The sequence below is a fragment of the Ihubacter massiliensis genome (assembly GCF_024125305.1).
In the GTDB taxonomy this organism is placed as follows: Bacteria; Bacillota; Clostridia; order Peptostreptococcales; family Anaerovoracaceae; genus Hominibacterium; species Hominibacterium faecale.
The window spans coordinates 3,090,289-3,116,022 of record NZ_JAMXVH010000001.1 but is presented as its reverse complement, the minus strand read 5'-3'; the positions used below and the strand labels follow the sequence as shown (position 1 = coordinate 3,116,022).

The following is a 25,734-nucleotide window of genomic DNA, read 5'->3' as shown; positions in this document are numbered from 1 at the left end:
ATTATTTACGCAAAGTTGTGGGTTGGCGGGACCTGATCCCGCCAACTATGCGGCCCTCGCGGCCTTGTTACGAATTTGACAGCGCCAGATCGTTGGAACTTGCGTAAAAAGCGAAATCTTTTTTCAATTTTTTCCCGAATATCCTCAAGCTGCAGCCCCCTCACATTCCGGAAAACTTCTGTAAAAATAAAGCTGCAAGTAAAAAGCCCCGGGAGCTCCCGGGGCCAATTTTCTTACTGCATTCACTTAGTCTTTCAAATAGTCTTCCGATTTAATTTCTTCCAAAACTTCATCGAAATCAATTTCCTTTTTCACCTTGTATTTTCCGCTCTTGCTCATAACCGTAAAGATTACATATGGAATCAGGAACCATGGAATTCCCACGATAACCGCGATTCTTGTATCCGGATAGTAAGCAGTGATGCCAAAGGCCAGTGCCAGAATGACCAGCCCAATAATATTGGGCAGTGGATACAGCGGTGTATGGAACTTTAAATTCTTTTTGGTCAGCCCGTGCTGTTTCAGCCGTTTTCTGAAAATCAGCTGCGAAATGCAAATCGCAGTCCAGCAGAAGATTGTCGCGATCCCCGATACGGAAAGGAGGAAGGCATAGAAGGAGCCGGAGCTGTCAAAGGAGTAGATAAAGAGGATAATCCAAACTACAACCAGGGAGAACACAGCTGCCGTAATGGGAACGCCCTTTTTCGTCGTTCTACCCATAACTCCGGGTGACATGCCTTCCTTGGACATGGAGAACATATCCCGAATTGCAGCATACAAGTTGCAGTTGGCACAAGACAGCGCCGCAACAATAATGATCAGGTTAAATAGGTGAGATAGCGCGCCGAATCCATTGTACGAAAGTGCATCCGCAAAAGCGCTGGTGTCATAGCTGCAAGTCGTCCAGGGCAGAATCACCGTAACCAGGAAAGTGGGAATGATGAACAGCAGCACCACGCGGATAGCTCCGGCCCTTACTGCGCTTGGCATAACCTTGGCCGGATTTTCCGTTTCCCCGGCTGTCAGGGCCACGATCTCAATTCCCGCAAAATTCATAACGATGATGGATAGATTGGCGAAAATAGCCATTACCCCCAGCGGGAACAGCCCGCCCCGTCCGGTCATATTGGACATGCCCGGCGCTTCATGGGTTCCAATTACGCCGAAGGCGATTAAAACAGCCAGTACAACGAAGACCACAATGGCCGCCACCTTAGTAATGGCCAGAATCGATTCAATCTTGCCCAGATTGCTTACCTGCCTCAGATTGATGATGGTGATGACCAGGCATCCCAGCACCGCGCCTGCGAATACTGAGATTTGCGGCACATACATATTGAGGATCGTCCCGATTACGATGCACTCAGATGGTATGTAAACGATAATTGCAATCCAGTACGTCCAGCCTACACCGGCAGCACATCCATCGGAGATGAATTCTCTGGAGTAAGAAATGAAGGAACCAGTTGTCGGCATTGCCACTAGCAGTTCTCCCAGGCAGTACAAGGTACAAAATACTAGGATGCCGCCCAGCGCAAAGGCCAGGAATGCTGCCGGTCCGGTCATTTGGATGAATCCGCCTACCCCGTAAAAGTAGGCAGAGCCGATTACGCCTCCCAAAGCAACCATCTGCACGTGTAATTTTTTTAATCCTTTCTGTAGAGTTCCGTCTTGTAGTGTTTTATCTTCCATGCCGGTCTCCTTTCCGCGCTAGAAAATGGTGCAATGATTTACTTACACTGAGCTTTTGGCTGCTGAAGCGTCATGCAGTGAACGTTTCCGCCCGCCAGGGACCACTCTCTAGTGTAAATTGGAACGATGTCCCTGTCCGGATAGATTTCCTGCATCTTCTCCATAGCTTCCTTGTCTCTCGGATCTCCGAACTGGGGAACGAGGACTGCTCCGTTGATCAGATAAGAGTTGATATAGGTAACGGCCAGTGGCAGTCCCGATTCTCTCGAAGCCGCATCCTGGCAAATATCGATACCATCGTTTTCTTCCTCGGTGATATATAAAACCTCCGGAATGTGAATCTTAATAATTTCGAATTTTCTTCCCTTGGCATCTGTCTCGTTGGAAAGGATATCGTAAGCTTCCTTCAGGCAAGAATACTGGGGATGGTTGGGATCGTCCACCCAAGACAGAACGATTACGCCGGGTCTTGCGAAGAAGCATACATCGTCCACGTGGCCGTCGGTTTCATCAAAGGCCATGCCCCGCTTCAGCCAGATCACTTTATCGATGTTCATATATTCTTTCAGATATCTTTCTGTTTCTTCCTTGGTCATGTCGCCGTTTCGATTATGATTCATGAATACCTGCTCTGTAACGATCAGCGTTCCTTCACCGTCCACCTGTGTGGCGCCGTTTTCCAGGACAAATTTCGTTGCATCATAGCGGTCACAGTTTTCTATTTCCAGGATTTTTTGGCCTACCTGGGAGTCCAGCTTCCACGGGAAGTAGAGTCCGCCTTCCAAACCGCCGTAAGCGTTCCATCCCCAATGTACACCTCTTACCTCACCCTTGTCGTTAATTACAAAGCTGGGTCCTTTATCCTGGGTCCAGGCATCATCGGTGGACATTTCAATCACTCTAACTTCTTCCGGCAGTCTTGCTCTTGCATTTTCATACTGGGTAGCAGAAACCAGTACTGTCAAAGGTTCATATTTAACCAGTTTGGTTGCAACGTCTACGAAAACTTTCTGCGCGGGCTTGCCTCCGTCTCTCCAAGTATCGGTTCTTTCCGGCCAGATCAGCCAGGACCGTTCATGTTCTTCAAATTCTCCAGGCATTCTGAATCCATCTTGTTTCGGTGTGCTCTTTAATGTTCTAGCCATTGTTGTTCCTCCTCTTTACTCAAAAAGTATATTTGGGTGGTAGTTTTTTTAAAATCGGCCGGCATGTTTACTAGACCGACCGGTCGGTACTGAAATAGTACAATATTTTCAGAAAATTGTCAACACCCAATATCAAGAATTGACTTTTTATTTTTTTTGTGCTTAAATGTCTTGGTAATTAAGAAAGCAGGTATTGGAGTCTGGATATGAAATCAACGCGAAACACAAAACAAGAAATCGTTAACGCTTCTCTGGAGCTTTTCGCCAGCAAAGGGTACGGCGGTACCTCCATGAATGACATTATTTCCGCCGTCGGCATCAGCAAGGGGAGCGTTTACTGGCATTTTAAAAGCAAAGAAGAAATTTTTATGCAGGTCATTACGGAAAGCTACGCGGAATGGATCAGCCTTGTCAATTCGGAGCTTGCCCTTATCGATGATCCCATCGACAAACTTCGAAAATACGGAGAATTGTTTATCGCCACCATCGACATGCCTGTCTGGCGTATTTCGCCGGAAACCTACTGGAACGAATTCAGCGCAGAAAACAGGAAAATTTTAGATAATTGTTTTTCTCAGGACGATATTATTCTCCAGGGAATCTTCCAGGAGGCCATCGACCAAAACCTAATCTCCGGAGAAGATCCTGAAAAACTGATGTGGATTTACATTTCCAGCCTGGAGGGCATGTTCGAAAAGATCATTCTCTCCTACAAGAACCAGGACAACAATCATGAAAAACTGGAGCACTACGCAGCCTCGGGCATTGAGTTGTTTTTAAAGACGATTGTTAGATAGTTAAAGTATCGGTATTTCGCCAAAACATCATCTTCACTGACAGTTTTGAAGCGGACCATTAAAAAAAGTATCAGGATTGAGTAGTAGCGGGCTCAATCCTGATACTTTTTTATTTGCGCAGCGCTGGAAAGGGGCATTATAGGCCGAAACTGTCTGAAACGAATGTGTTTTTTAAGATTTTAATAGCGGCATTTATTTCCCGGCTGGCAGCTTCCGGCCTTAATAAAATATCCTATAGCCTATTTATCGTAATTTTTGTGGAGAAATTCGACCATATCCTCTGTTTTGGGAATATGGGGATAGGTATATTGGTCCGGCTCGGATTTTACTGCTTCCGCCACGGTTTCAATCAAGGAGGGCTCGACGCCCAGCTCTTTCAAATTGGGAATGCCAATGCCGTCAGCGAATGCTTCTACCCGTTCTGCCACCAGGGTTCCCAGCTCATCGTTGTCCATTTCCTCCGGCAATTTCAGACCCATGATTTCGCCCAATGCTCGTACTTTTTCGGGCACAGCATGGACGTTATCTTTAATGGAAAAGGGCAAGGCGATGGCGCATGCGACTCCATGGGGCAGATGCCAATAGGCGCCCATAGGATGGGCCAAGCCATGGCCCTGATTCTGAAAGGCATTATTAAAGGCAAGCCCGGCCGTCAAGCAGCCCAGGCACATCCCGGTTCTGTTTTCAAGGCAGCTGCCCGCTTCCACAGCCTTTGGCAGATATTCAATAATCGTGCGGATCGCTTGCAGGGAAATGGCTTCCGTAATGGGCGTGGCAATCATAGACATATAGGATTCCACCGCATGAGCCAGGGAGTCCATACCGGTTGCGGCCGTTATTCCTTTTGGAATCCCCAGCGCCAGGACAGGATCGATCACTGCCAAATCGGCTCCCAGGTTTTTCCCCCAAATGCTCACTTTTCGCTTTTCATCAGGGACGCTCAAAACTCCCCCATCTGTCACTTCACTACTAGTCCCAAAGGTGGTGGGCACCAAAATCAAATACCCGCCCGTGCACTTCATAGTATCGTAGTCATGGGCGTAATCCAAAATCTTCCCTTCATTTCCCAACAGCGCGTTCACACACTTTGCCGTATCCATGGTGCTTCCGCCGCCGATTCCCAGAATGCCTTGAACCTTCTCCTTTCGAGCGATGGCGGCAGCCTGATCGATCAGACCAGCCGGGGGATCGGAAACCACTTTTCCAAATTCAAGGACCTCAATGCCTTCGCCTCTTACGCTCTCCAAAACACGATCTACAATGCCGGTGCTTTTTACCCCTTGGTCATAGATGCACATAATTTTATCTACATCCGCATTCTTAAAATATTGGCCTGTATTATCGGAGTAATGTTCACCGAACATCACTTTACTGGGCACGTTAAAAATAAATTCCATGATTTCCCTCCTTATCCTACAAAAGTTCTTTAAAGGATTCCGTCGAATACGGCTTTCCTGCTTCTTTCAGGGCAATGGCTTCTTTAATTGCTGTGTGTCTAGCTTTTGTCATAGGGTTGGTCGCAGTAGCAATGATCGACAATAGCAGAAAAAAGCTGGTGCCGACCGACAACAAAACGGCGAATCCAGTCAATGTGGTCTGTGATTGTTCCGCCAGACCAGGATCATATCCCAGCCATGTAATGATCCACCCGCAGATGGCAACTGCAATCGCCGAACCCAGTTTCTGCGTGAGAGAGGCCATTGAATAATAAAGGCCCTCTTTTCTCTGTCCGGTTCTAAATTCATCCACTTCGACACAATCCGGTATGGATGCCCACGTAACTTGGTAAATGGCATTATATCCCACCACATAAATACTGGTCATGACATATACCGCGATGGCGTTTCCCGGAGCATTGATCACCCATACGAAAATGAACAGGGTTGCGATCCAAATCACCATTGAAAAATTCCATGCGACTTTTTTGGAGTATTTCAATGCGATATGGTTTGTCAGCGCAATCCAGAAAAAGGCCACAACCCACATAATAACCATTGCCGCGGAAATTTGATTTTCCGACAGCTGCAAATTATACGACATATAGTAAACGGTAACAGAAACGGCTACGGTCTGGCCCACGATGCCAAACAAATAGGAAAGGGCCACGTGCCTGAACGATTTGTTGGAAAACGGACCTTTGAAAGCTTTCGCCAGATTGAAGGGCTCCCCATCTGCCATCTCTGTGCTTTCCCGGCCTTTCGTCGTTTTCCAGGCGATCAGTATGGTGATTGTGCACAGAAGTCCGAACATTAAATTAGCAGCGGACCATCCCATGCTGGCTGAATCAAACAGCTTTCCCAAATAAGCGGTGATCGCCATTGTAAATCCACTGACAATGCCGCCCACTGTAGCCCAGGTATAACGAATGGAACTCAGCTTGGTTCGCTCATCATAATCCAGTGTCATCTCCGATCCCAGCGCTGTATAAGGAACATCGATCAGCGTCTGGACTACATAGAAAAGAATGATGAGAATCGCAAAATAAACCATAGACATGCCGGAACCGAATCCCCAGTCAGTGAATAAAAGCCATGATACGAGCCCGAAGGGGATGGCAGCCATTAACAAAAATGGCCGGCGACGCCCTTTTTTCGGATTTCGCTTATCACTGATGGTCCCGATCAGCGGATCGGTAATTGCATCGACAAGTGTACCGATGCTAAGCAACATTCCGGCAAATCCCGCCGATAATCCCACTACATCGGTAAAAAAATACAAACCATAGGTAATAACGATTGTAAAGGTAAATAATGTTGCATATCCGGCAGACCCGTACCCGACCATTACCTTTAACGGAAGACCTTTTTTCGTATTACTATTCATTTATTTCCTCCTAGCATTCGCTGAAACCCATTTCAATAACGGTTGATTTTCCCCTCCTTTCTTGGCTGGCGTTATTTTCTAAACCGACCAGTTGGTATGGTTTTAATATAATCGTTCTTCCTTCCCTTGTCAACGTTGATTTTGCCTGCAGTCTATGCTAAACTATTATTCATAAATGAATTTATATTCACCCGTGATTAAAGGCCAAGTTAAGAGGATTGTATGAAAAGTAAAACGGATACAAAACAACGGATTTTGGATACATCCCTGGATCTTTTTGCTTCTAAGGGATACGCCGGAACCTCCATGAACGACATCATTTCTCAGGTGGGAATCAGCAAAGGCAGCGTTTATTGGCATTTTAAGAGTAAAGAAGAAATCTTTGTCAGTGTTCTGACGACCAATTATGCCAAATGGATGGAATTGGTCAATTCCCACTTGAAAACCATCGACGATCCTATGGAAAAGCTGAAAAAATATGGTGAATTGTTTATCGCCACAGTCGATATGCCAGTCTGGCGCATTGCTCCGGAAACCTATTGGAACGAGTTCAGTGAAGAAAATAAAAAAATAGTTGACCAATGTTTTTCACTGGACGACAAGCTGATCTTAAATATTTTCAATGAGGCGCTGGAAAAAGGATTATTAAAATATGACGATACAGAGAAGCTTACCTGGTTTTACATTTCATCCCTGAAAGGCATGTTTGAGAAAGTTCTTCTTTCTTATAAGCACGGCCGCGGCGATCGGAAAAAGGCCGAAGAGTATGCCGTGTCGGCCATCTCCATATTCTTGGATATCATAAAAAACGTGTGAAAACAGGACTGGTGCATAAAAAGCGATTTGCTTCGTACACCAGTCTTATTCACATGTTTTTCTTTTTTGACCCCTTACCGCCTAAAGATTTTCCCTTTTCTGTAAATTATGCTATACTGTGCACATCACTTTATAGTTAGTATAATCTTAGGAGGTATCATTATGGATTTGCAGAGACTAACCATCGGACAAATGGCAAAGCTGAACCGGATATCCCAGCAGACGCTCCGGCTTTACGACCGAGAAGGGCTTCTTCGTCCGATGATTATAGACCCCCACACCGGCTACCGCTATTATCACATCATCCAGTCCGCCAGATTGGACATGATCCAGTACATGAAAGCATACGGCATGACCCTCAAGCAGATTCGCCAGCAGCTGGACGAGGGGGATTCGGAATCCATTCAGCGTTTTCTGGTCCAGCAGCAGGACGCCATTGACGGGCAGATCGAGGAACTGATCCGCAGCAAGCGCTCCATCGCCAGAACACTGGAAAACTACCGCCAGTACGAGGCACTTCCCAAGGACGGGCAGATGTTCATGGAATATATCCCCCAGCGTTACATCTATCGCTATACTTCGGAAAAAGATTTTTTTGACCAGGACTATGCCGGGTACGAATACATGCTCCGTGAATTGAAAATGCACCTGGCCAACAATGATCTTGCAATGAGCTATTTTTGTAATGTGGGAACAATCATGAAACAGGAAAATTTAATGAAAGAAAACTTTTCCTCCCATGAAGTCTTTCTTTTCGTGGACCCGGAAGATGCGACCGTATCAGCGGAAACGATTCCGGCAGCCATGTATTACTGCGTCTGTTCCGACGATTTCTATGCTGAAAAAGCCAACGCCAGAAAGCTGCTTGCGCTGATCCGCGACAACGGGTTTCAAGTCTGCGGGGACTACCTGTGCGAAGTGCTGGTAGAATTTCCGGTCTTTGAGGACAATCAAAGGAACATGTTCTACAAAATTGAAATTCCAGTGGTCCCTATGAAAAAATAGTCAAAAAAGTCTTGACTTTATACTTACTATAACATTTATACTGATTAGTAAGAAAGAGAATTAGCACCCGGGCTGCATAATTTGAAATCCGTTTATCGCTTTTGCGTGAATCATTGAGGAGGTCTCATTATGAAACGTAAGGTTAAAGTTGCCCAATACGGCTGCGGCAAAATGAGTAAATATTTGATGCAATATGCCGTTGAAAAAGGTGCGGAGCTGGTCGCTGCTTTTGATATGAATTCAGCGATTATTGGAAAAGATGTGGGGGAGATTCTGGGCTGCGGCCCGATGGGTGTCATCGTTTCTCCCGCCGATCAGGCAGACCGTGTTTTCAAGTCGACGAATCCCGATATTTGCATGATCGCTACCAGAAGTACCATGGAAGAGCTGAAAGAAGCTTTCTCCGTTTGCGCAAAAAACAAGGTCAACGCCATTTCCACTTGCGAAGAATCCCTTTATCCATGGAACTCCTCGCCGGTCATTACCAAAGACCTGGACGCACTGGCTAAAGAGTATGGATGTACCCTGTGCGGCAGCGGCTACCCGGATCTCTTTTGGGGGACGATGATTACCAACCTGGCTGCGTCTTCTGCCCGGATCACAAAGATCAAAGGCAGCAGCAGCTACAATGTGGAGGATTACGGGATTGCACTGGCACAAGGACACGGCGCCGGGCTGACCATTGCTGAATTTGAAAGGCAGATTGGTAATTACAACGATCTTTCATCGGAAGAAATAGGCGCTCTGGTTGAAGAAGGGGTGTACATTCCATCCTATATGTGGAATCAGAACGGATGGCTTTGCAGCAGGATGGGCCTAACCGTGGTTTCCCAGACACAAAAATGCATTCCCCATACTTACGACAAGGACCTGCATTCAGAAACATTGGGAATGACCATTAAAGCGGGGGACGCAACGGGAATGTCGGCCATTGTGACCACCGAAACAGCAGAAGGGATCACCCTGGAAACGGAATGTATCGGCAAGGTCTATGCCCCAGAGGAATTCGATAAAAATCAATGGACCCTGTACGGCGAACCGGAGACAACGATCATTGTCAACCGGCCGGCCACCGTAGAACTGACCTGCGCCACTATTGTCAACCGGCTTCCTCAGCTCATCGACGCAGAGCCGGGATATATCAGTACCGACAAGCTGCCCTACAGCCAATACATGGTCAAACCGATTCACGAATATGTCAAAAGCCTTTAGCATATTTCATTACCATTGTCATCTTCTGACTTAAAATATTATGCTTATACAGCAGAAAAAAGGGCCCCAGCTTAGCCAGCCGGGGCCCTTTTCTGTTTTCTTATCTCATCACGGGAACACCCTTTTTCACTTTGGAATATTTGCTGTAATACTTCTTCTTGTCAATCTGTTTGTAGGCCCGCACTTTATAATAATATTTCTTACCCTTCTTCAGTTTGGAATTGGTCAGCTTGGTTCCCTTTTTAACGGTTTTTACCTTTTTGTATTTTCCCTTGGGAGAAGTCGCCCGGTAGACCACATATCCATTAGCGCCGGAAACCTTCTTCCAGGTGATCTTCAGCGTCCTGCTGTTGACCGCTTTTACCGATTTGATCTTGGGTACTTTTTTCTTAAAAGCGGCGATCTCTTTCTTTTTGGTAGGAACCGCTTTCATCTTTGCGATGGCTGTATTGTAAATCTTCTGGGCCTGCTCTCTGGATTCGGCATACATCAGCTCTTCCGATGCTTCCCAGTAAATATCTTCGATCTTCTCCAAACCGTCTTCTGTATACAAGTTCTCATCCAGGGTGTAGATAAAGCGTTCCAGTTTTTTATCCAGTTCCGTCAAAATGGGGTAATCCTCCATCGGAAACTCAATCCCTGTGATGTCCGTGTAGTCTTTCCCGGCCTGGGTATAGATTTGAACGATTTCTTCCATCATCTCAGCAGCGTTGATTTCCCGCACTGCCTGATCGCGGATCCCCTCCAGCCGTTTCCAATCATAGGACGTATATCGGGCCGGATCCAGTCCCAGGTTGACATACTGTTTGATCTGGGCGCATGCCTGGGCGCGCAGCTCCTGGATATCCTCTTTGGCATAGGAGTTCTCCATGGCGTTCATTGCAGTCAGGTAGCCTTTGATAGCGGTCCGGAAGTTCTGTGCACCGTTGATCCACTTCAAACCCATGTATCGTCCATCCTGAATCCGATCCCAGTAATAATCGTTGTAATCAGAGGATCGATAACCCTTGTATTCCTGTTCGATTTCTTTTTTGTAGCTGGTTTTCAATCCCGGCAGATCCTTGGCCGTGCTTTTAACCCAGGTCATCTCACCCAGCAGTTCCAAAAGCTGAAAATCGCTGCCCAGCTCATTTTCCTCATCCACCAGCATGATGTACAGGTCGTCTTCATTCATGGAGTCGATTTGCGCCATCAGCTCACGATAGGCCGCCTGGATCTCCGCCCAGACCTCGCTGCAATACGCTCCCTTTGGCTCGATGCTCTCCACATAGAACATATCCAGCAGTTCCAAAGCGAGCTGCCTCAGCTGCTCCGCGTATTCCTCATCCACGCCCGATGCAACAGGGATGCTGCTTTTCAGTTCTTTTTTGGCGGAGGCTGCGAAGGCTGCGGACGGAAGCAATGTCAGCAGCATCATACACGCTGTTAAAGCAGCGATTATGGTTTTTTTTCTCATAGCTTATTCCCTCCTTACCGGCACGTGCGGACCGCGGTCTTGGAATAAGGTCCGTAGACCTTCTTGCCTTTTATGGTCCGATAGGCTCTGACTTTATACTTGTACTTCTTGCCCCATTTTACCTTTTTGTCCGTATAGGCGCGCTTTTTCATCTTGCTTGTTTTCAGAGTCTTTTTCTTGACGTATTTTCCTTTGGAGGCCGAATGTTTGTACACCACATAACCGGAAGCTCCCTGCACCTTGGACCAGGTAATGGTGATCCCGCTCTTTGTGTTTTTTGTCTTTACGGAAGCTTTCTTCAGCTTGGGTGTCGCGCTCTTTGCGGAGGAGTATCCGCAGTATTCGATGCTGGCCCCTGCCTTGTAATAGGCTCGAATCTTATACCGATATTTGGTTCCAGTCTTGAGGCCGGTGTTTTTCCAGGAGTTCTTTGTTCCTGACACCGTCTTTACTTTGGCATACTTGCCCTTGCCTACGGCCCGGTAAATTTCATAGCCGTCGGCATAGGGGATGGACTTCCAGGTCAGTTTGTTGGCCGAATAGCTGGAGGAGGATGCCTTCAGTCCGTAGGCTTTCCCCGAATATCCGGTTTTAAAAATGGTGATCCGCAGGGAGGTGAATTTACCGTTTGGCGCTTTAGCCTTGATGGTGGTCTGGCCCAAACCGGCGGTTGTCAGCGCTCCCGTGTTTTTATCGATATCCGCTACCGACCGGTTGCTGCTGGACCAGGCAACCGGCAGGCTCTGGTCGGCATTGTCCGGCGTAAAGGCTGCTTTAAAGGTATAGGAACTTCCCAGTTTAATCTTTTGCTGAGGGCTGATCAGTTTCACACCGGTGACATCGGAGTAAGTAACCGTAACTTCAACGATCTGCGCCAGTTTGTTGCCGGCGGTCAAACTCCTGGCCGGGTCTTTGTCCGGGCTGCCTGACGTGTAGCCGATAATTTTGGCAGTTCCGATGCCTCTGGCTTCCACCATGCCTTCTTCATCCACCGTAACCACATTTTTATCGCTGCTATTCCAGCTGATCTCGGTGTTATCGGCATTCTTGGGCAAGACCTGCGCATCCAGATAAAAGGAGCTGCCCATGGCCATATTTTTCGCCTTGTCTGCGTTGACAATATTAAGGGATGTGGGCGCTACCACCGGCGCTACCAGTACCGTGCATGATTTGCTTGTACTTCCGATGGTGCAGGTAATGACTGCAGTTCCTGCAGCTACTCCTGTTACTTTTCCGGTCTTTGAATCTACTTCAGCAACGAGAGTGTTATTGCTTTTCCAGTTAACATTATCCGTCACGTTGGCCGGTTCTGCCCGAACCTCCAGCATCTGGCTCTGCCCCTGGTCAATGCGGATTGTATCTTCCTTAAAGGTAATGGAAGTGGCACTGGCCGCCGGACTTTCCATGGCCGCTTCCACAGCCTTTTGGGCATTTACCAGGCCGTAGCCGGTATAATAATCAAATTTGTTATCGCCTGTGTTTTCCGCACCCTGATCGTTTCCCAAATACTGGGCGGTACCGCAGAGGATGTTCTTTACCTGGAAAGGCTTGATATCCGGGGTCACCGCATAGAGCATGGCTGCCACCGCGCTGACCATGGGCGCTGACATGGAGGTTCCGCTCATCTGCCCGTAATCTCCCGGAATGGTACTCAATATGCTGGTTCCCGGCGCGGAAATGTCCTTGGCCAGGCCGTAATTGGAGCCGTACATGGCTGAATTATACCGCTTGTTCTGTCTGGTGAGGTTACAGACACTGATTACTTCCCCATAGTCGGATGGGAAGCATATCTCGTCTGTGTTCTCATTTCCGGCAGCAGCAACGATGGTAACGCCATTTTTATAGGCTGATTCGACGCTCTCTTCCAGAATGTAGTTGCGGCCAAAGCCGCCCAGACTCATGTTGATCACCTTAGCGTCGTTTTTCATGGCATAGTTGATGGCTTCAACCAGGTTGTAGGTATTAAAATACAGCTCACCATTATAGTTGGTAGAAGCATCGATGGCCATCAGCTTGACCTTATTATCGGTTCCGCCCGATGCGATGCCGGCGATGCCTTTGCCATTATTGGAGACTGCTCCCACGATTCCCGCCGTATGGGTTCCGTGGGAATCGGAGTCGCCCCTCAGGGATGTGATATTTCCCGAAGAGTCCAGCTTCATAGATTTGCTGCTCACATTGGCGCTGAGATCTTCATGGGATTTATCGATTCCCGTATCGATCACCGCTACAGTCACTTGCGACAGACTGTTCTTTTTTGCCTCCATGGTGTTCCAGGCTTCCCGGGCCTTCATGTTAGTCAGATACCACTGGTTGACGCCTTCATCATTGGCAAGGGGATCGTTGACGCCTGCCTGTTTATAGCGGTAGTTAGGCTGGGCGTATTCTACCTTTGGGTTCTGCTCCAGCTTGGTAATCGCTTCTTCTACAGAATCGTTTTTGTTGATATCGGCCACCGCCACCTTGGAGTCTTCCACAGGCTGGCTGATTTCCAGGCACTTCGCGTCTTCTGCCTTGATTTCCTTTTTAATCTTGGCATTCGACACCCGGTCTTTAAAGACGACGATTACTTGATCGTCCACATAGTCGGCGCCGTCCACCATTTCCCTGGCTTCTGCCGATACGGCCGCAGGCGTCTTTTGACTTTCCCCCTGACCTGCGGTCTCGGCCATTACAGAACTTGCTGTAGCAATAAACAGAGCTGCGGCCGACAGCAGCGCAATGAATTTTCTTGTTCTTTTCATAATCTTCCTTTCTTTTATTGATTTTCCACAATAGCGATCATAAGAATATTATACTATAATCAAAAAAGAAAAACTGCCCCTTTTTTACAAAAAGGCAGAATTTTATAACAAATCAATTCTATTTCAGACGCTCCTGTTTTACTTTATGATCCACAACGTGACGCTTTGCCAGCTCCGCCGTGATATCCGGGAGCCCGATCCCCTGTTCAACCATCATCACCATCACATGATAGGCCAGATCGGCGATCTCAAAGACCGTCTCTTCCTTATCGTCCTTGGCGCCGGCAATGATGACCTCGGTGCATTCTTCTCCCACCTTTTTGAGGATCTTATCCATACCCTTATCAAAGAGGTAAGTGGTATAGCTTCCTTCTTTGGGCTGGGTTTTACGCCCCTTAATCATGTCATACAGAGCCTGATAGGAAAATGGAGTCTCATCCCCGGCCTGATAAATTTGGTTGAAAAAACAGCTCTCCGCTCCTGTATGACAGGCGGGACCGTCCTTGATCACCTCAACCACCAGAGCATCCTGGTCGCAGTCGGCGGTAATAGTGACCACCTTCTGCCGGTTGCCGCTGGTTTCACCTTTTCTCCAGAGCTCTGCCCGGCTGCGGCTGTAAAAGCAGGTATATCCTTCCTTCATGGTGATATCCAGAGATTCCTGGTTCATATAAGCCACTGTCAGCACCTGCTTGGTATAGTAATCCTGCACAATGACAGGAATCAGGCCTTTATCGTCAAATTTCAATTCCATATTTCCACCTTGCTAGAGGCGAACCTCTACGCCTTCCTTTCTCAGATATTGCTTCAGGTCACGGATGTCGATCTCCTTAAAGTGGAAGATGCTGGCCGCCAGCCCCGCGTCGATCCCCGGATGCTGAAACAGCTGGGAAAAGTCCTCCATTTTACCCGCTCCCCCTGAGGCGATGATAGGCACGGAGACTCTGGCCGCGATTTCATCCAAAAGCTCCAGATCGAATCCGTTTTTTACGCCGTCGGTATCGATGCTGTTGACCACTAATTCACCGGCGCCGCGCTCCACGCCGTCGACGGCCCACTGAAGAGCGTCGATCCCGGTATTTTCTCTGCCGCCTTTGGAGAACAGCTTAAAAACGCCATCCACCCGTTTGATGTCCATGCTCAGTACCACACACTGATCTCCATATTTTTTTGCTCCCTGCTCGATCAGATCGGGATTACGGATTGCGCCGCTGTTGACGCTCACCTTATCGGCGCCGCATTTGAGCACTCGGTCAAAATCATCCAAGGTATTGATGCCTCCGCCCACCGTGAGGGGGATGAAAATCTGGGAGGCCACGTTCACTAGAATATCGGAAAAGAGGGCCCGCTCTTCCACGCTGGCCGTTATATCGTAAAAGACCAGCTCATCGGCGCCGCTTTCATTATAGAAGCGGGCCATTTCCACCGGGTCCGCCACATCTTGTATTCCTTCAAAATTAATTCCCTTTACCACCCTTCCGTTGCGCACGTCCAGGCAGGGAATGATCCGTTTGGTGATCATGTATCCTCCTCTATTTTGCCAGCTCGACAGCCGTTTCCAGATCCAGCAGCCCGTCATAAAGGGCTTTGCCCAGAATGGCTCCGTAGACGGTTTCTTTCAAAGCGGTTATTTCCTCGGCAAAGCTGATTCCGCCAGAAGCCACTACCTGGAGTCCTTTGATTTGGGAAAGCTGTTTATAAACTTCCAGGTTGGTTCCCTTCAAGCCGCCGTCCCTGGAAATATCCGTGTAGATCACGGTGGTGACACCGATGTCCCGCAGATACCTGCAGAATTCCATGCCCTCCCGGTCCGTCACTTCTTTCCAGCCGCTTACAGCTACGAAACCGTCTTTCACATCCACGCCCACCGCAATTTTTTCCTTATATTTACGGACCATTTCTTCGAGAAACTCCGGTTCTTTTACGGCGATCGTTCCCAGGATAACCCGGCCCACGCCCAGATCCAGATATTGACGGATCCGATCTTCATCGCGGATTCCGCCGCCCACTTCCACAAAGAGGTCCATGTCTGTAACAATTTCCCGTATCGATTCAAAATTGACTAGCACGCCGTCCTTGGCTCCGTCCAGATCGACCAGATGGAGGTTTTTCGCACCTTTGGCCTTGAACTGCCTTGCCACGTCCACCGGACTTTTGCTGTACACGGTCATCTGATCATAATCACCCTGAAACAGACGCACAGCCTGCCCGTCTCTCAAATCAATCGCCGGAAATAATTCCATTTATCTAACATCCTTTCTGTTCTGCTGGTCAAGCAGGTTCTGCACCGCTTTTGCCGATGCCCCATATTTTGTCACATCATTTTTCAGCAGCTCTTTGGCACGCTGCGCATCGAGATAAACGTTGCGCTCCTCTTTTTTCCCATCTTCCCCTTTTACAGTGTACACCCATTGAACCTGATCTGCCCCCTTTGTCAAGGCCAGAATCTGTTCTGCGTATTTCTGCATTTTTTCGTCAAAGGCCTGCTGTTCGGCCGCAGAAATGGTTTTGTCAAATGTGATTACCATGCTCTTGGGACTTTCCTTCACCATGAGCGTAACCTGATAATTAGCCATATTCTTCCTCAAATCCACGGTCTCCAAGAGCTTTGCCACCGATGCAGAGTCATTGATATCCTCCACTCTAGCGTCATAAAGAAGCTGTGCCTGCTGCGATACTCCCTGTTCCTGAGTCGGTACCGTCGTCTCGTTCACATCTGTCGGCGCTTCTGACTCTTTTGTCTCAGAGGTTTTGGTAGGGTCGGTGGGAATTTGATTCCGTTCCTCGTTCCCTGCAATCAGCATCAATAAAACGGCTAAGGCAACCACCGTAGCCGCTGCGATAATAAGAAGCATTCGAATGTTCTTATTGATGGCTTTGTGCACCTTTTTCATGGTCTTGTCTCCTATATTCTGTTATAGCTGGATAAAGGCCCTGAGAATATTGAGCCCCACATTGCCGCTCTTCTCCGGATGAAACTGAGTTCCATACACGGATCCGCTGCGAACGGCTCCTGTAATTTCGATATCGTAATTGGACGATGCGATAGTATTCTCAAGACAATTCTTACCATAAAAGCTGTGCACGTAATAGACATAATCGCCCTCTTTGATATATTTAAAGAGAGGGTCGCTGCATTTCAGATTGAGACTGTTCCATCCGATATGGGGAACTTTCAGTCTGCCGCCGGGTCTTTTGGGCAGATCCTCCTCAATGGAAGCGATCTCGCCTTTGATCAGTCCCAGTCCCCGGTGGCGCCCGTATTCGTAACTCATTTCAAAGAGAAGCTGCATGCCCAGGCAGATACCCAGAAGGGGTTTCCCCTTTTCGGTCTCCCGGATGATCGTTTCCACAAGGCCGGTGGCCTTTAATTTGGCGATGGCGTCTTCAAAGGCGCCCACGCCCGGAAGGATGATCCGATCAGCCGCCTCAATATCTTCTTTTTGATTGGTTACCACCGTCTCAGCACCTAAAAACTTCAGCGAAGCGGTGAGAGAAAATAAATTTCCAACTCCATAATCAATTACTGCAATCATGTCTTACCTTTCTAGAGAACGCCCTTTGTGGAAGGGATCTCGTCTGCATATTCAGGATCGATAGCTGCTGCCTGGGCCAGTGCCCTGGCCAGCGCCTTGAAAACGGCCTCGATGATGTGGTGGCTGTTTTCTCCGGCCAGCATTTTAAAATGAAGGGTCAGCCCCATTTCCCTGGAAAACGCAGTCATAAATTCCTTGACCAGCTCCGTGTCAAAACTCCCGACTTTCTGCGCGGGAATCGAAACGTCAAAATTCAGGTACGCTCTCCCACTGATGTCCAGCGCACACAGGATGAGCGTTTCATCCATGGGCAGCGTCATATTCCCATATCTTCTTATCCCTTTCTTGTCTGCCAGAGCCTCTTTAAAAGCCTGTCCAAGGGAAATTCCGATATCCTCTGCCGTGTGATGGTCATCTACGTGGCTATCGCCTTTGCACTTTATGGAAAGATCGAAACGGCCATGGCGGGCGAATAATTCCATCATATGATTGAGAAATCCGCAGCCGGTGTCGATGTCAAAGGTTCCTTTGCCGTCGATATCCAGGGAGATCCTTACATCCGTCTCTCCGGTAGTTCTGATGATCTGGCTGCTTCTCATATCAGTTTCCTTTCCCGAGCAGCTCTTTTGTCGCAAAGATCAGCTGCTCCATGTCCTCTTCTCTGCCTATGGTGATCCTTACATAATCTGAAATAGGCTCTTTCCCAAAGTACCGTACCAATATATTCCTTTCTCTCAGTCCGTGGAAATACTCCTCGCCTGAAAGCCGGCTGCTCTTTGCGAACACAAAGTTGGCTGAGGACGGGAGTACGGTAAATCCCAGTTCCTTTAACTGTTTGGTAAAGGTTTCCCTGGTTTTTATGATCGTCTGTCTGGTCTGCTGAAAATATGCTTCGTCGCGGATGGCCGCCGCCGCGGCTGAAATGGACAGCCGGTTCAGGTTGTATGGGTTGAAGCTGAACTTGATCCGGTTCAGGTCCGAAATCAGTTCCTTGCTGCCCATGGCGAACCCCACTCTTGCCCCTGCCAGACTTCTGGATTTTGAGAAAGTTTGTATCACTAATAGATTATCATATTTTTGCAAAAAAGGCACGCAACTTTTTGCTCCGAAATCAATGTAGGCTTCGTCAATTATAACTAAGTTGCTGCTGTTGCTGGCGATGATATCCTCGATATCGTTTAAATTTAAGGCGATCCCGGTGGGTGCGTTGGGGTTGGCGATGAGAATTGTTCCATTTAAATTTTTATATTTTTTTGGATCGATCCGCAAATCTTCCGTCAGGGGAATGGGACCCGCCTTTGAGCGGTATATGTCGGCGTAAACCTTATAAAATCCGTAACTCGGGTCTGGAAACCAAATATTGGAGCCTTCGCTGGCGTAGGCCATGAAGGAGAAGGCCAGAATTTCATCCGATCCGTTTCCAACTGCTACCTGCTCTTTTTCCAAGTTGTAATATTGAGCAATAGCCGTCGTCAACTCCGATGCCTCTGGGTCGGGATAAAGCATTAGTTTGCTCACTTCGCCGCTGCTGATAACCGCCGCTGCCCGCGGACTGGGCCCGAAGGGGTTTTCGTTGGTGTTCAGCTTGATCAGTTTTTGGTTTTTGGGCTGCTCACCGGGGGTGTATGGCTCCAGGTTTTGATATTGTTTTTTTAGAAATCTGCTCATTTTACTGCTTCTCCCAGTTTTTCCATCATGTCGCTGATCATGTCGTTTTGAAATTTAAAGCTGGACTTATTGGCGATGAATCTGGCGCTGATGTTTTTAAACTCTTCGATAACCTCCAGGTTGTTGGCCTTCAACGTGCCGCCTGTTTCCACGATGTCCACGATTACGTCCGACAGTCCCAGAATGGGCGCCAGCTCAATGCTGCCGTTGAGTTTTATAATCTCAATATCCCGGTTTTTTTCCGAATAGAATTTTTTTGCAATATTCACATATTTGGTGGCGATGCGCAGGGTCCGGTCCGTGTCTTCCACATAGCCTTTGGGGGCTGCCACCGCCATTCTGCATTTTCCGATGTTCAGATCCAGGAGTTCATAGACATCCGGGCAGGATTCCAGGAGAATGTCCTTGCCAACGATGCCCACGTCGGCCGCATGGTGTTCCACATAAATGGCCACATCGCTGGGCTTTACCAGCAGATAGCGGACGCCTTTTTCCGGGCTTTCCAGCACAAGCAGCCTGTTTTTTTCTTCGTATGCCGGGCAGTCGTATCCCGCATCCCTGAGCATTCCGTACACTTGATCGCCCAGCCTTCCTTTGGGCAGCGCAATGTTTAGCATGATGGCTCCTCCTTTTTCAAAATTCCATTCTCCAGTCTGTACAGCTCTCTGTAACGCACATTGGGGGGAACTGCTTTTTCCGCCCGCACGCTAAGCCCTTCTTTTTGCAGCTGGCGAACGGCTTCCGCCACCGTCACCACGTCTTCGCCGCAGGGGTAAATGACCACCGCATCCACGTCATAGAGGGGCTTCTGCTCGGCGATGCGATTGATTTCATTGAGATAAAGGGCAAAGCCGATGGCCTCCACTTTTTTTCCCAGGAGAGCCATCGCCTGGTCGTACTGACCGCCGGCCAGCACGCATCTGCCCAGCTCTTTAATATATCCTTTAAAGATGATGCCATTATAATAATCAATGTCATTGACGATGGAAAGGTCCACCTGAATATTTTTTGCCAGGCCCAGAGCTTTGAGGGCTCCGTAAATTTCGGACAGTTCATCCAGGCTGCGGTCCATAGCTTTGTTCAGGGAAATTTTCTTTGCTTCTTTTATCGTCTTGTTAACGTCCCCGTAGAGGAAAGGCAGTCTGCACAAACTTTCGATCTGCAGTTCGGACAGGTCGGCCTTTTCTGCGGTCCTTCGCAGACCGTCGACGTTTTTGCTCCTGATCAGGCGCAGCAGTTTGAATTTAATATGTTCGTTTACTTGCAGGCTCTCCAGCAGCTCGACAACAAAGCTCATGTGGGCAACTTCCAGAATATAGTCCTTGCTGATGGTGCGCAGGCTTTTTGCGGCCAGGGCGATCACCTCGGTAATGCAGTAAGCATCCACTTTACCGATATATTCCAGTCCCATCTGGCTGATCTCTTTAAAGGTGTGGCTTTCCCTGCTCTCCCGATAAACATTTTCTATGTAGTACAGTTTTTCATTGCACTGGATCGTAGCCTGGGTATTTTTGATGATGCTCAGGGTTACATCCGGTTTGAGGGCCAGCAGCCTGCCGTCCAGATCGGTAAAGGTAATCACCTTGTCGCTGGCGAGAAAATCTTTGTTTTCCACGTAGAGGCTGTACTCCTCAAATTTGCTCATTTTATATTTCTTGTAGCCATATTGTTCGTAAAGACCTCTCAGTTCCAGACAAGCCTTTTCATCGGGTTTTAGTTCTGCCTTTTTATATTTCATGGTCGTCCCTTCTTTTCTTTGTTGATTTGCGTTTTGCTTTTGGTTGATGCCGGTCGATTGGAATAAAAAAATTTTTAGTTGCTATTTGATTTATCTCTTTATCGCTCTAAAGCATTAACTTGCACAAGTGATATTATAGCACATGAGACGCAATTGTCCAGAGATTTTTTTGATTTTTTCTGACGAATATGGGAAGCTTTGAGTGGGGCTCTAGGTCGGTTTGGGTATGGGCGGGAGCTGGGGGGTCTGGCGCACGAAGTGTGGTTTCCTGTGCTTTATGGTTTACCGCAATGAAATTGGAGGATTTTGGCCAAAATTAGTATGAATTTTGTGGGCTTGAAGACCTGAAGTTTCGCGACATATAAATTTTCATGAATTTTGACACAATTCAATGCCTGAAAACGTTGGAATTCTACACTAGATATGAAAAAATGAAAAATTTCATGTAAGCACAGTACAGCTTGGTGGGGCCGCATGAATCAAGCCGATCCTAATAGTGCAGCCCCAAATTACCGCTATCTTCCTTTCTGGTTCTGATTTACGATGATTTGCGGGCCTCGCGGCCTGGAATCAGGTCGATTCCATGACCAAATCGATCATTTGCAGATGGAGCGGAGCCCGCGGGCAATCCAAAATGTGAATGTCTTGTGAAAACTGTAAAAAAGTACAATGGTTGCCTTGACAACTATTATTTGTTGTAGTAATATGGTTGCCAGTTCAACTATATTTGCTGCAGGGGAGGCTGTAACATGGAAGATCACAGTTATTTGACAAGTTTCTCGATTATACACAGATTCAGCATCTTGTATCACATCAAGGAACTGAAAAAATTTAAAATATCCGGCCATCAAATGGGGTACATTATGTGTGTCTGCAAACAGCCCGGGATTTCACAGGAGGCGTTATCCTCGTATCTGCGCCTTAATAAGGGCGCCGTTGCCAAGGGGGTTCGCCCGCTGATCGAAGAAGGCTATATTCGCCGGGTTCAAAGCAGCCGGGATCGGCGGGCTTATGAGCTGTATCCGACAGAAAAAGCCCAAGATCTGCATGTTGAAGCAGAAAGGACCATGCGATCCTTTGATCGCATCTTGACACAAAATATGACAGATGAAGAACAGCAGCTGTTTAAGAGCTTAGTGACGGTTGCCTGCAATAATGTTCTGGAAGCTGCTGGCGAGGACCGGCACGAATTGACCCAGCCGGGTCCGCCTCCGGGATGCGGAAGAGCCAGCCGCGGCCGTCCAGCTTCAGAGGCCGGAAAACGACACCGCTAACCGAACGCAATCAACGAAAGGGGATTTTACGATATGAAAGAAATGCTAAAATACTATAAGCCTTATATCCCAATCATTGTTCTGATCATTGCCGCTCTATTCGGCCAGGCCCTATGTGAACTGGCACTGCCTGGGTATATGTCCGACATCATCAACAACGGGATTATCAAGGGCAATATGACCTACATCTATAAAATTGGAGCCATCATGCTTCTGGTTTCTCTGGCAGTTGTACTCTGCACCGGCCTCGCTGGTCTCTTTTCTGCCAGAGTAGCTGCAAAATCTTCCCGTGATATCCGCGGAGCCCTCTTTAAGCGAGTCACCGCTTTTTCTGCGGCAGAACTGGAACAATTTTCAACTGCCTCTTTGATTACTCGCTCTACCAATGATGTACAAATGGTGCAGCAGTCCACGGTCATGATCCTGCGGATGGCTTGTTTTGCACCGATCATGGGTATTGGCGCTGTCATTAAGGCCTTGAGAACCAGCGTTCCGCTTTCTTGGACCATCGCTTTAGCTGTGCTGGTGATCCTTTGTATCATGGTGCTGGCATTCCTGCTGGTCATGCCCAAGTTTAAAGTCCTCCAGTCCAAGCTGGACCGGATTAATCTGATCATGCAGGAACGGCTGTCCGGACTTTTGGTCGTACGTGCTTTCACCTCTGAGCCTTACGAAGAAAAACGTTTTGATGAGGCAAATCTGGAATTAAAGAGGATCAACATGTTCGTAAATCGTGCCATGTCCTTTATGATGCCGGCGCTGATGCTTGTGATGAACCTGTCCAGTATTCTCATCGTTTGGGTAGGTGCCAAGCTGATCGATGCACAGAATCTTTTGATCGGCGATATGCTGGCTTTTATGCAGTACGCCATGCAGATCATCATGTCTTTCCTCTTCATCACCATGATGTTCATTATGATTCCGAGAGCTGCGGTTTCCGGTCAAAGAATCGGAGTTGTACTCGCCGTTAAGCCGACCATTGAGGATGCTCCCGATTGTAAAGAAATAACCCATCCAGACGGTGTCGTCGAGTTCAGAAACGTTTCTTTTTCGTATCCAGACGCCGAAGAAGCAACTCTTTCCAATATCAGTTTTATTGCCAACCCCGGGGAGACAACGGCCATTATCGGGGGAACCGGCAGCGGTAAGTCCAGCTTGATCGGGTTAATCCCTCGTTTTTACGATGTTACCGAAGGCAAAATACTGCTGGACGGCACGGATATTCGCCAAATCTCCCAGAAAAGCCTTCGGGATGCCATCGGCTACGTTCCGCAAAAAGGCGTCCTATTTTCCGGCACCATTGATTCCAACTTGAAATACGGAAAAGAGGATGCTTCTATGGAAGAACTTGAAGATGCGGTCCGCACCGCCCAGGCTATGGATTTTATTGAAGAAAAGACAGATGGGTTCAATGAACCAGTGGCCCAGGGAGGAACCACTGTATCCGGCGGACAAAAGCAGCGCCTTTCCATCGCACGGGCGCTGGTGAAAAAGCCGCAGATTTATATATTTGACGACAGCTTCTCTGCTCTGGATTTTAAGACGGACGCGGCCCTGCGGACAGCTCTGAAAGAAAAAGTGGGCGCAAGCACCATGCTGATCGTAGCACAGCGGATCAATACCATCATGGACGCTGACAAAATCGTCGTTCTCGATGAGGGAAGGGTCGCCGGCATCGGCACCCATCAGGAACTGCTGGAAAACTGTCAGGTTTACCAGGAAATCGCCTCGTCGCAGTTAAGCGAAGAGGAATTGGGAAAGGGGGGCAAACAGCAATGACTAATGCAAATCCAAGACCGAAACGAAGAAGAGGCCCCGGCGGCGGTCCCGGCGGTATGATGCCGGGCGAAAAAGCAAAAGATTTTAAGGGCACGATGAAAACACTGCTCTCTTATTTAAAGCCCTATCGGATCGCAGTGGCAGTGGTTTTTATCTTTGCCATTGCCAGCACTATTTTTAACATCATCTCCCCGACCATTTTGGGGGATGCTACCGACGAAGTCGTTAAAGGCCTGATGTCCAAAACCGGCATTGATTTCGGCGCCCTGCTGCAGATTTTGATTTTCCTGATCATTCTATACGGCCTCAGCTTTGCCTTCTCCACCATCCAGGGCTATATTATGGCCGGAGTATCGCAGAAAATCATCTACAGCCTTCGCAGGGCCATGTCGGAAAAAATGGACCGGCTGCCGCTCAAGTATTTTGACAGCAAAACCCACGGCGAAATTCAGAGCCGTGTAGTCAATGATATTGAAACGGTTAACCAGACGCTTTCTCAAAGTTTGACCCAAGTGATTACCAGCATTACCACCATCATCGGCATCCTAGTGATGATGATCCGCATCAATCTGCTGATGACCATCACCGCTCTAGTCGTGCTTCCGCTGTCGATGCTGATCATTCGTCTGATTATCAGCAAGACACAGGTCCACTTTAAAAATCAGCAGAGATATCTGGGCGAAGTCAACAGTCATGTTGAAGAAATGTATACTGGCCATACCATTGTAAAAGCCTTTAATCAAGAGGAAAACTCCGAAGAAGTCTTTGACCATTATAATGAAAAACTCTATGAGTCCGCATGGAAATCCCAGTTCTTGTCCGGTCTGATGATGCCTCTGACCAATTTTGTGGGCAATCTGGCCTATGTTGCCGTTTGCATTTTGGGCGGCCATCTGGCGCTGAAGGGAACCATCACCATTGGCAATATCCAGGCGTTTATTCAATATGTACGTTCCTTCAATCAACCGGTAGCTCAGGTTGCCAACGTCGCCAACCTGCTCCAATCAACCGCAGCGGCAGCGGAACGTGTCTTTGAGTTCATCGCCGAAGAGGAGGAGGACATTTCAGCCGATGTGGCTGCTGACGGCTCTTCCGCCCACACGCTTCCCCTCAATCGGGAAATCCTTCACGGAGAAGTCAGCTTTGAGCATGTGGGTTTTGGCTACAACGACAACGAGCTGATTATTAAGGACTTTAACTTCAATGTGAAGCCAGGCCAGCGGGTAGCCATCGTCGGGCCGACCGGAGCCGGTAAGACGACCATCGTCAAACTGCTGCTTCGTTTCTATGAGCTGAACCGTGGACGCATCACCGTTGACGGCCACGATATTAAGGATTATTCCCGCAAGGATCTGCGCAGCATCTTCGGAATGGTCCTTCAGGATACCTGGCTCTTCAGCGGCACGGTCCGCGAAAATATCCGTTACGGAAAGATGACCGCCAGTGACGATGAGGTGGCGGAGGCAGCCAAGGCAGCCCATATTCACCATTTCATCAAGACCCAGCCAAAGGGCTATGACATGGAGATCAATGAGGAAGCGTCCAATATTTCTCAAGGTCAAAAGCAGCTTTTGACCATCGCCCGGGCAATCCTAGCGGATACGCCAATTTTAATTCTGGACGAAGCCACCAGCTCGGTGGATACCAGAACCGAAACGCTGATACAAAAAGCCATGGCTAATTTGATGGAGGGCAGAACCAGCTTTATCATTGCCCACCGACTTTCAACCATTCGTGACGCTGATATGATCCTGGTCATGAACCACGGCGATATTATCGAGCAGGGCACCCATGAAGATCTGTTGGCGAAGGATGGATTTTACGCCAATCTGTATAACAGCCAGTTCAGCGGCGAGTAGGCAGATGCGGGTCCAGGTTGGAGAAGCAGGCAGGATCAGGGAAAAAATCAAATCAGGGAAAAAATCAAAAAAGTTTCTCGAAATTTACGCTTTTTGCAACGGCTATGCCCTCTTAATTGGGCTCAAAAGCCAATATTGCTTCTTTTCCTATCAACCAGGTCCCTTAAATCCACAACTTTGCGTAAATAAT

Annotated in this window: 22 protein-coding genes; 7 read left to right on the top strand and 15 right to left on the bottom strand. The window is 48.1% G+C overall.

Annotated elements, in window-relative coordinates; genetic code table 11:
* Positions 1–246: 246 nt before the first annotated feature.
* Positions 247–1,692 (bottom strand): amino acid permease, encoded by a 1,446-nt coding sequence (locus NIA71_RS14465; protein ID WP_253020769.1) that lies wholly within the window; start codon positions 1,690–1,692, stop codon positions 247–249.
* 38 nt (positions 1,693–1,730) lie between these two features.
* Positions 1,731–2,837 (bottom strand): agmatine deiminase, encoded by a 1,107-nt coding sequence (aguA, locus tag NIA71_RS14460; RefSeq protein WP_148397069.1) that lies wholly within the window; start codon positions 2,835–2,837, stop codon positions 1,731–1,733.
* Between the two features lie 206 nt (positions 2,838–3,043).
* On the opposite strand from aguA, the gene NIA71_RS14455 reads away from it, so the two are divergent.
* Complete coding sequence (locus NIA71_RS14455; RefSeq protein WP_148397070.1) at positions 3,044–3,634, top strand: TetR/AcrR family transcriptional regulator; 591 nt, start codon at positions 3,044–3,046, stop codon at positions 3,632–3,634.
* Positions 3,635–3,873: 239 nt separating this feature from the next.
* Here NIA71_RS14455 and NIA71_RS14450 read toward each other — a convergent pair whose 3' ends face one another.
* Positions 3,874–5,031, bottom strand: coding sequence for an iron-containing alcohol dehydrogenase (locus tag NIA71_RS14450; protein ID WP_253020768.1), 1,158 nt, complete (start codon positions 5,029–5,031; stop codon positions 3,874–3,876).
* 16 nt (positions 5,032–5,047) lie between these two features.
* Positions 5,048–6,457: an MFS transporter gene (locus NIA71_RS14445; RefSeq protein WP_253020767.1), complete on the bottom strand. Its 1,410-nt coding sequence runs from the start codon at positions 6,455–6,457 to the stop codon at positions 5,048–5,050.
* Positions 6,458–6,679: 222 nt separating this feature from the next.
* On the opposite strand from NIA71_RS14445, the gene NIA71_RS14440 reads away from it, so the two are divergent.
* From NIA71_RS14440 to NIA71_RS14430, 3 genes are all read left to right on the top strand, one after another.
* On the top strand, positions 6,680–7,273 hold the full coding sequence (locus NIA71_RS14440) for a TetR/AcrR family transcriptional regulator (protein ID WP_148397073.1): 594 nt from the start codon (positions 6,680–6,682) through the stop codon (positions 7,271–7,273).
* Between the two features lie 162 nt (positions 7,274–7,435).
* The gene (locus tag NIA71_RS14435) at positions 7,436–8,278 is read left to right on the top strand and encodes a MerR family transcriptional regulator (RefSeq protein WP_253020766.1); all 843 of its coding nucleotides are present in this window, start codon (positions 7,436–7,438) and stop codon (positions 8,276–8,278) included.
* A 129-nt stretch (positions 8,279–8,407) separates the two neighbouring features.
* Positions 8,408–9,490: a dihydrodipicolinate reductase gene (locus NIA71_RS14430; RefSeq protein ID WP_253020765.1), complete on the top strand. Its 1,083-nt coding sequence runs from the start codon at positions 8,408–8,410 to the stop codon at positions 9,488–9,490.
* Positions 9,491–9,590: 100 nt separating this feature from the next.
* Here NIA71_RS14430 and NIA71_RS14425 read toward each other — a convergent pair whose 3' ends face one another.
* From NIA71_RS14425 to NIA71_RS14375, 11 genes are all read right to left on the bottom strand, one after another.
* Positions 9,591–10,946, bottom strand: coding sequence for a hypothetical protein (locus NIA71_RS14425; protein WP_253020764.1), 1,356 nt, complete (start codon positions 10,944–10,946; stop codon positions 9,591–9,593).
* A gap of 14 nt (positions 10,947–10,960) precedes the next feature.
* On the bottom strand, positions 10,961–13,690 hold the full coding sequence (locus tag NIA71_RS14420) for a S8 family serine peptidase (RefSeq protein WP_253020763.1): 2,730 nt from the start codon (positions 13,688–13,690) through the stop codon (positions 10,961–10,963).
* A gap of 118 nt (positions 13,691–13,808) precedes the next feature.
* Positions 13,809–14,444, bottom strand: coding sequence for a bifunctional phosphoribosyl-AMP cyclohydrolase/phosphoribosyl-ATP diphosphatase HisIE (gene hisIE, locus NIA71_RS14415; protein WP_253020762.1), 636 nt, complete (start codon positions 14,442–14,444; stop codon positions 13,809–13,811).
* 12 nt (positions 14,445–14,456) lie between these two features.
* Positions 14,457–15,212, bottom strand: coding sequence for an imidazole glycerol phosphate synthase subunit HisF (gene hisF / locus NIA71_RS14410; RefSeq protein ID WP_148397079.1), 756 nt, complete (start codon positions 15,210–15,212; stop codon positions 14,457–14,459).
* A gap of 10 nt (positions 15,213–15,222) precedes the next feature.
* Positions 15,223–15,933: a 1-(5-phosphoribosyl)-5-[(5-phosphoribosylamino)methylideneamino]imidazole-4-carboxamide isomerase gene (hisA, locus tag NIA71_RS14405; RefSeq protein WP_148397080.1), complete on the bottom strand. Its 711-nt coding sequence runs from the start codon at positions 15,931–15,933 to the stop codon at positions 15,223–15,225.
* Positions 15,934–16,584 carry a DUF4825 domain-containing protein gene (locus tag NIA71_RS14400; protein ID WP_148397081.1) on the bottom strand — a complete coding sequence of 217 codons (651 nt, stop codon included), beginning with the start codon at positions 16,582–16,584 and terminating at the stop codon, positions 15,934–15,936.
* Between the two features lie 21 nt (positions 16,585–16,605).
* The gene (gene hisH, locus NIA71_RS14395; RefSeq protein WP_253020761.1) at positions 16,606–17,226 is read right to left on the bottom strand and encodes an imidazole glycerol phosphate synthase subunit HisH; all 621 of its coding nucleotides are present in this window, start codon (positions 17,224–17,226) and stop codon (positions 16,606–16,608) included.
* 11 nt (positions 17,227–17,237) lie between these two features.
* On the bottom strand, positions 17,238–17,825 hold the full coding sequence (gene hisB, locus NIA71_RS14390) for an imidazoleglycerol-phosphate dehydratase HisB (protein WP_148397083.1): 588 nt from the start codon (positions 17,823–17,825) through the stop codon (positions 17,238–17,240).
* Between the two features lies 1 nt (position 17,826).
* Complete coding sequence (gene hisC / locus NIA71_RS14385) at positions 17,827–18,894, bottom strand: histidinol-phosphate transaminase (protein ID WP_253020760.1); 1,068 nt, start codon at positions 18,892–18,894, stop codon at positions 17,827–17,829.
* Positions 18,891–19,511: an ATP phosphoribosyltransferase gene (gene hisG, locus NIA71_RS14380; RefSeq protein ID WP_148397085.1), complete on the bottom strand. Its 621-nt coding sequence runs from the start codon at positions 19,509–19,511 to the stop codon at positions 18,891–18,893. Before hisG ends, hisC begins: the two co-directional genes overlap by 4 nt.
* Positions 19,505–20,632 carry an ATP phosphoribosyltransferase regulatory subunit gene (locus tag NIA71_RS14375; RefSeq protein WP_148397086.1) on the bottom strand — a complete coding sequence of 376 codons (1,128 nt, stop codon included), beginning with the start codon at positions 20,630–20,632 and terminating at the stop codon, positions 19,505–19,507. The genes hisG and NIA71_RS14375 overlap by 7 nt, the downstream gene beginning before the upstream one ends.
* Positions 20,633–21,381: 749 nt before the next feature.
* Between NIA71_RS14375 and NIA71_RS14370 the strand changes: the two genes are divergently transcribed.
* From NIA71_RS14370 to NIA71_RS14360, 3 genes are read left to right on the top strand one after another with little or no spacing between them, the layout of a single operon-like run.
* Positions 21,382–21,906 (top strand): MarR family winged helix-turn-helix transcriptional regulator, encoded by a 525-nt coding sequence (locus NIA71_RS14370; protein ID WP_253020759.1) that lies wholly within the window; start codon positions 21,382–21,384, stop codon positions 21,904–21,906.
* A gap of 33 nt (positions 21,907–21,939) precedes the next feature.
* Positions 21,940–23,685 (top strand): ABC transporter ATP-binding protein, encoded by a 1,746-nt coding sequence (locus NIA71_RS14365; protein ID WP_253020758.1) that lies wholly within the window; start codon positions 21,940–21,942, stop codon positions 23,683–23,685.
* Positions 23,682–25,544 carry an ABC transporter ATP-binding protein gene (locus tag NIA71_RS14360; RefSeq protein ID WP_415270803.1) on the top strand — a complete coding sequence of 621 codons (1,863 nt, stop codon included), beginning with the start codon at positions 23,682–23,684 and terminating at the stop codon, positions 25,542–25,544. The genes NIA71_RS14365 and NIA71_RS14360 overlap by 4 nt, the downstream gene beginning before the upstream one ends.
* The last annotated feature ends 190 nt before the right edge of the window (positions 25,545–25,734 follow it).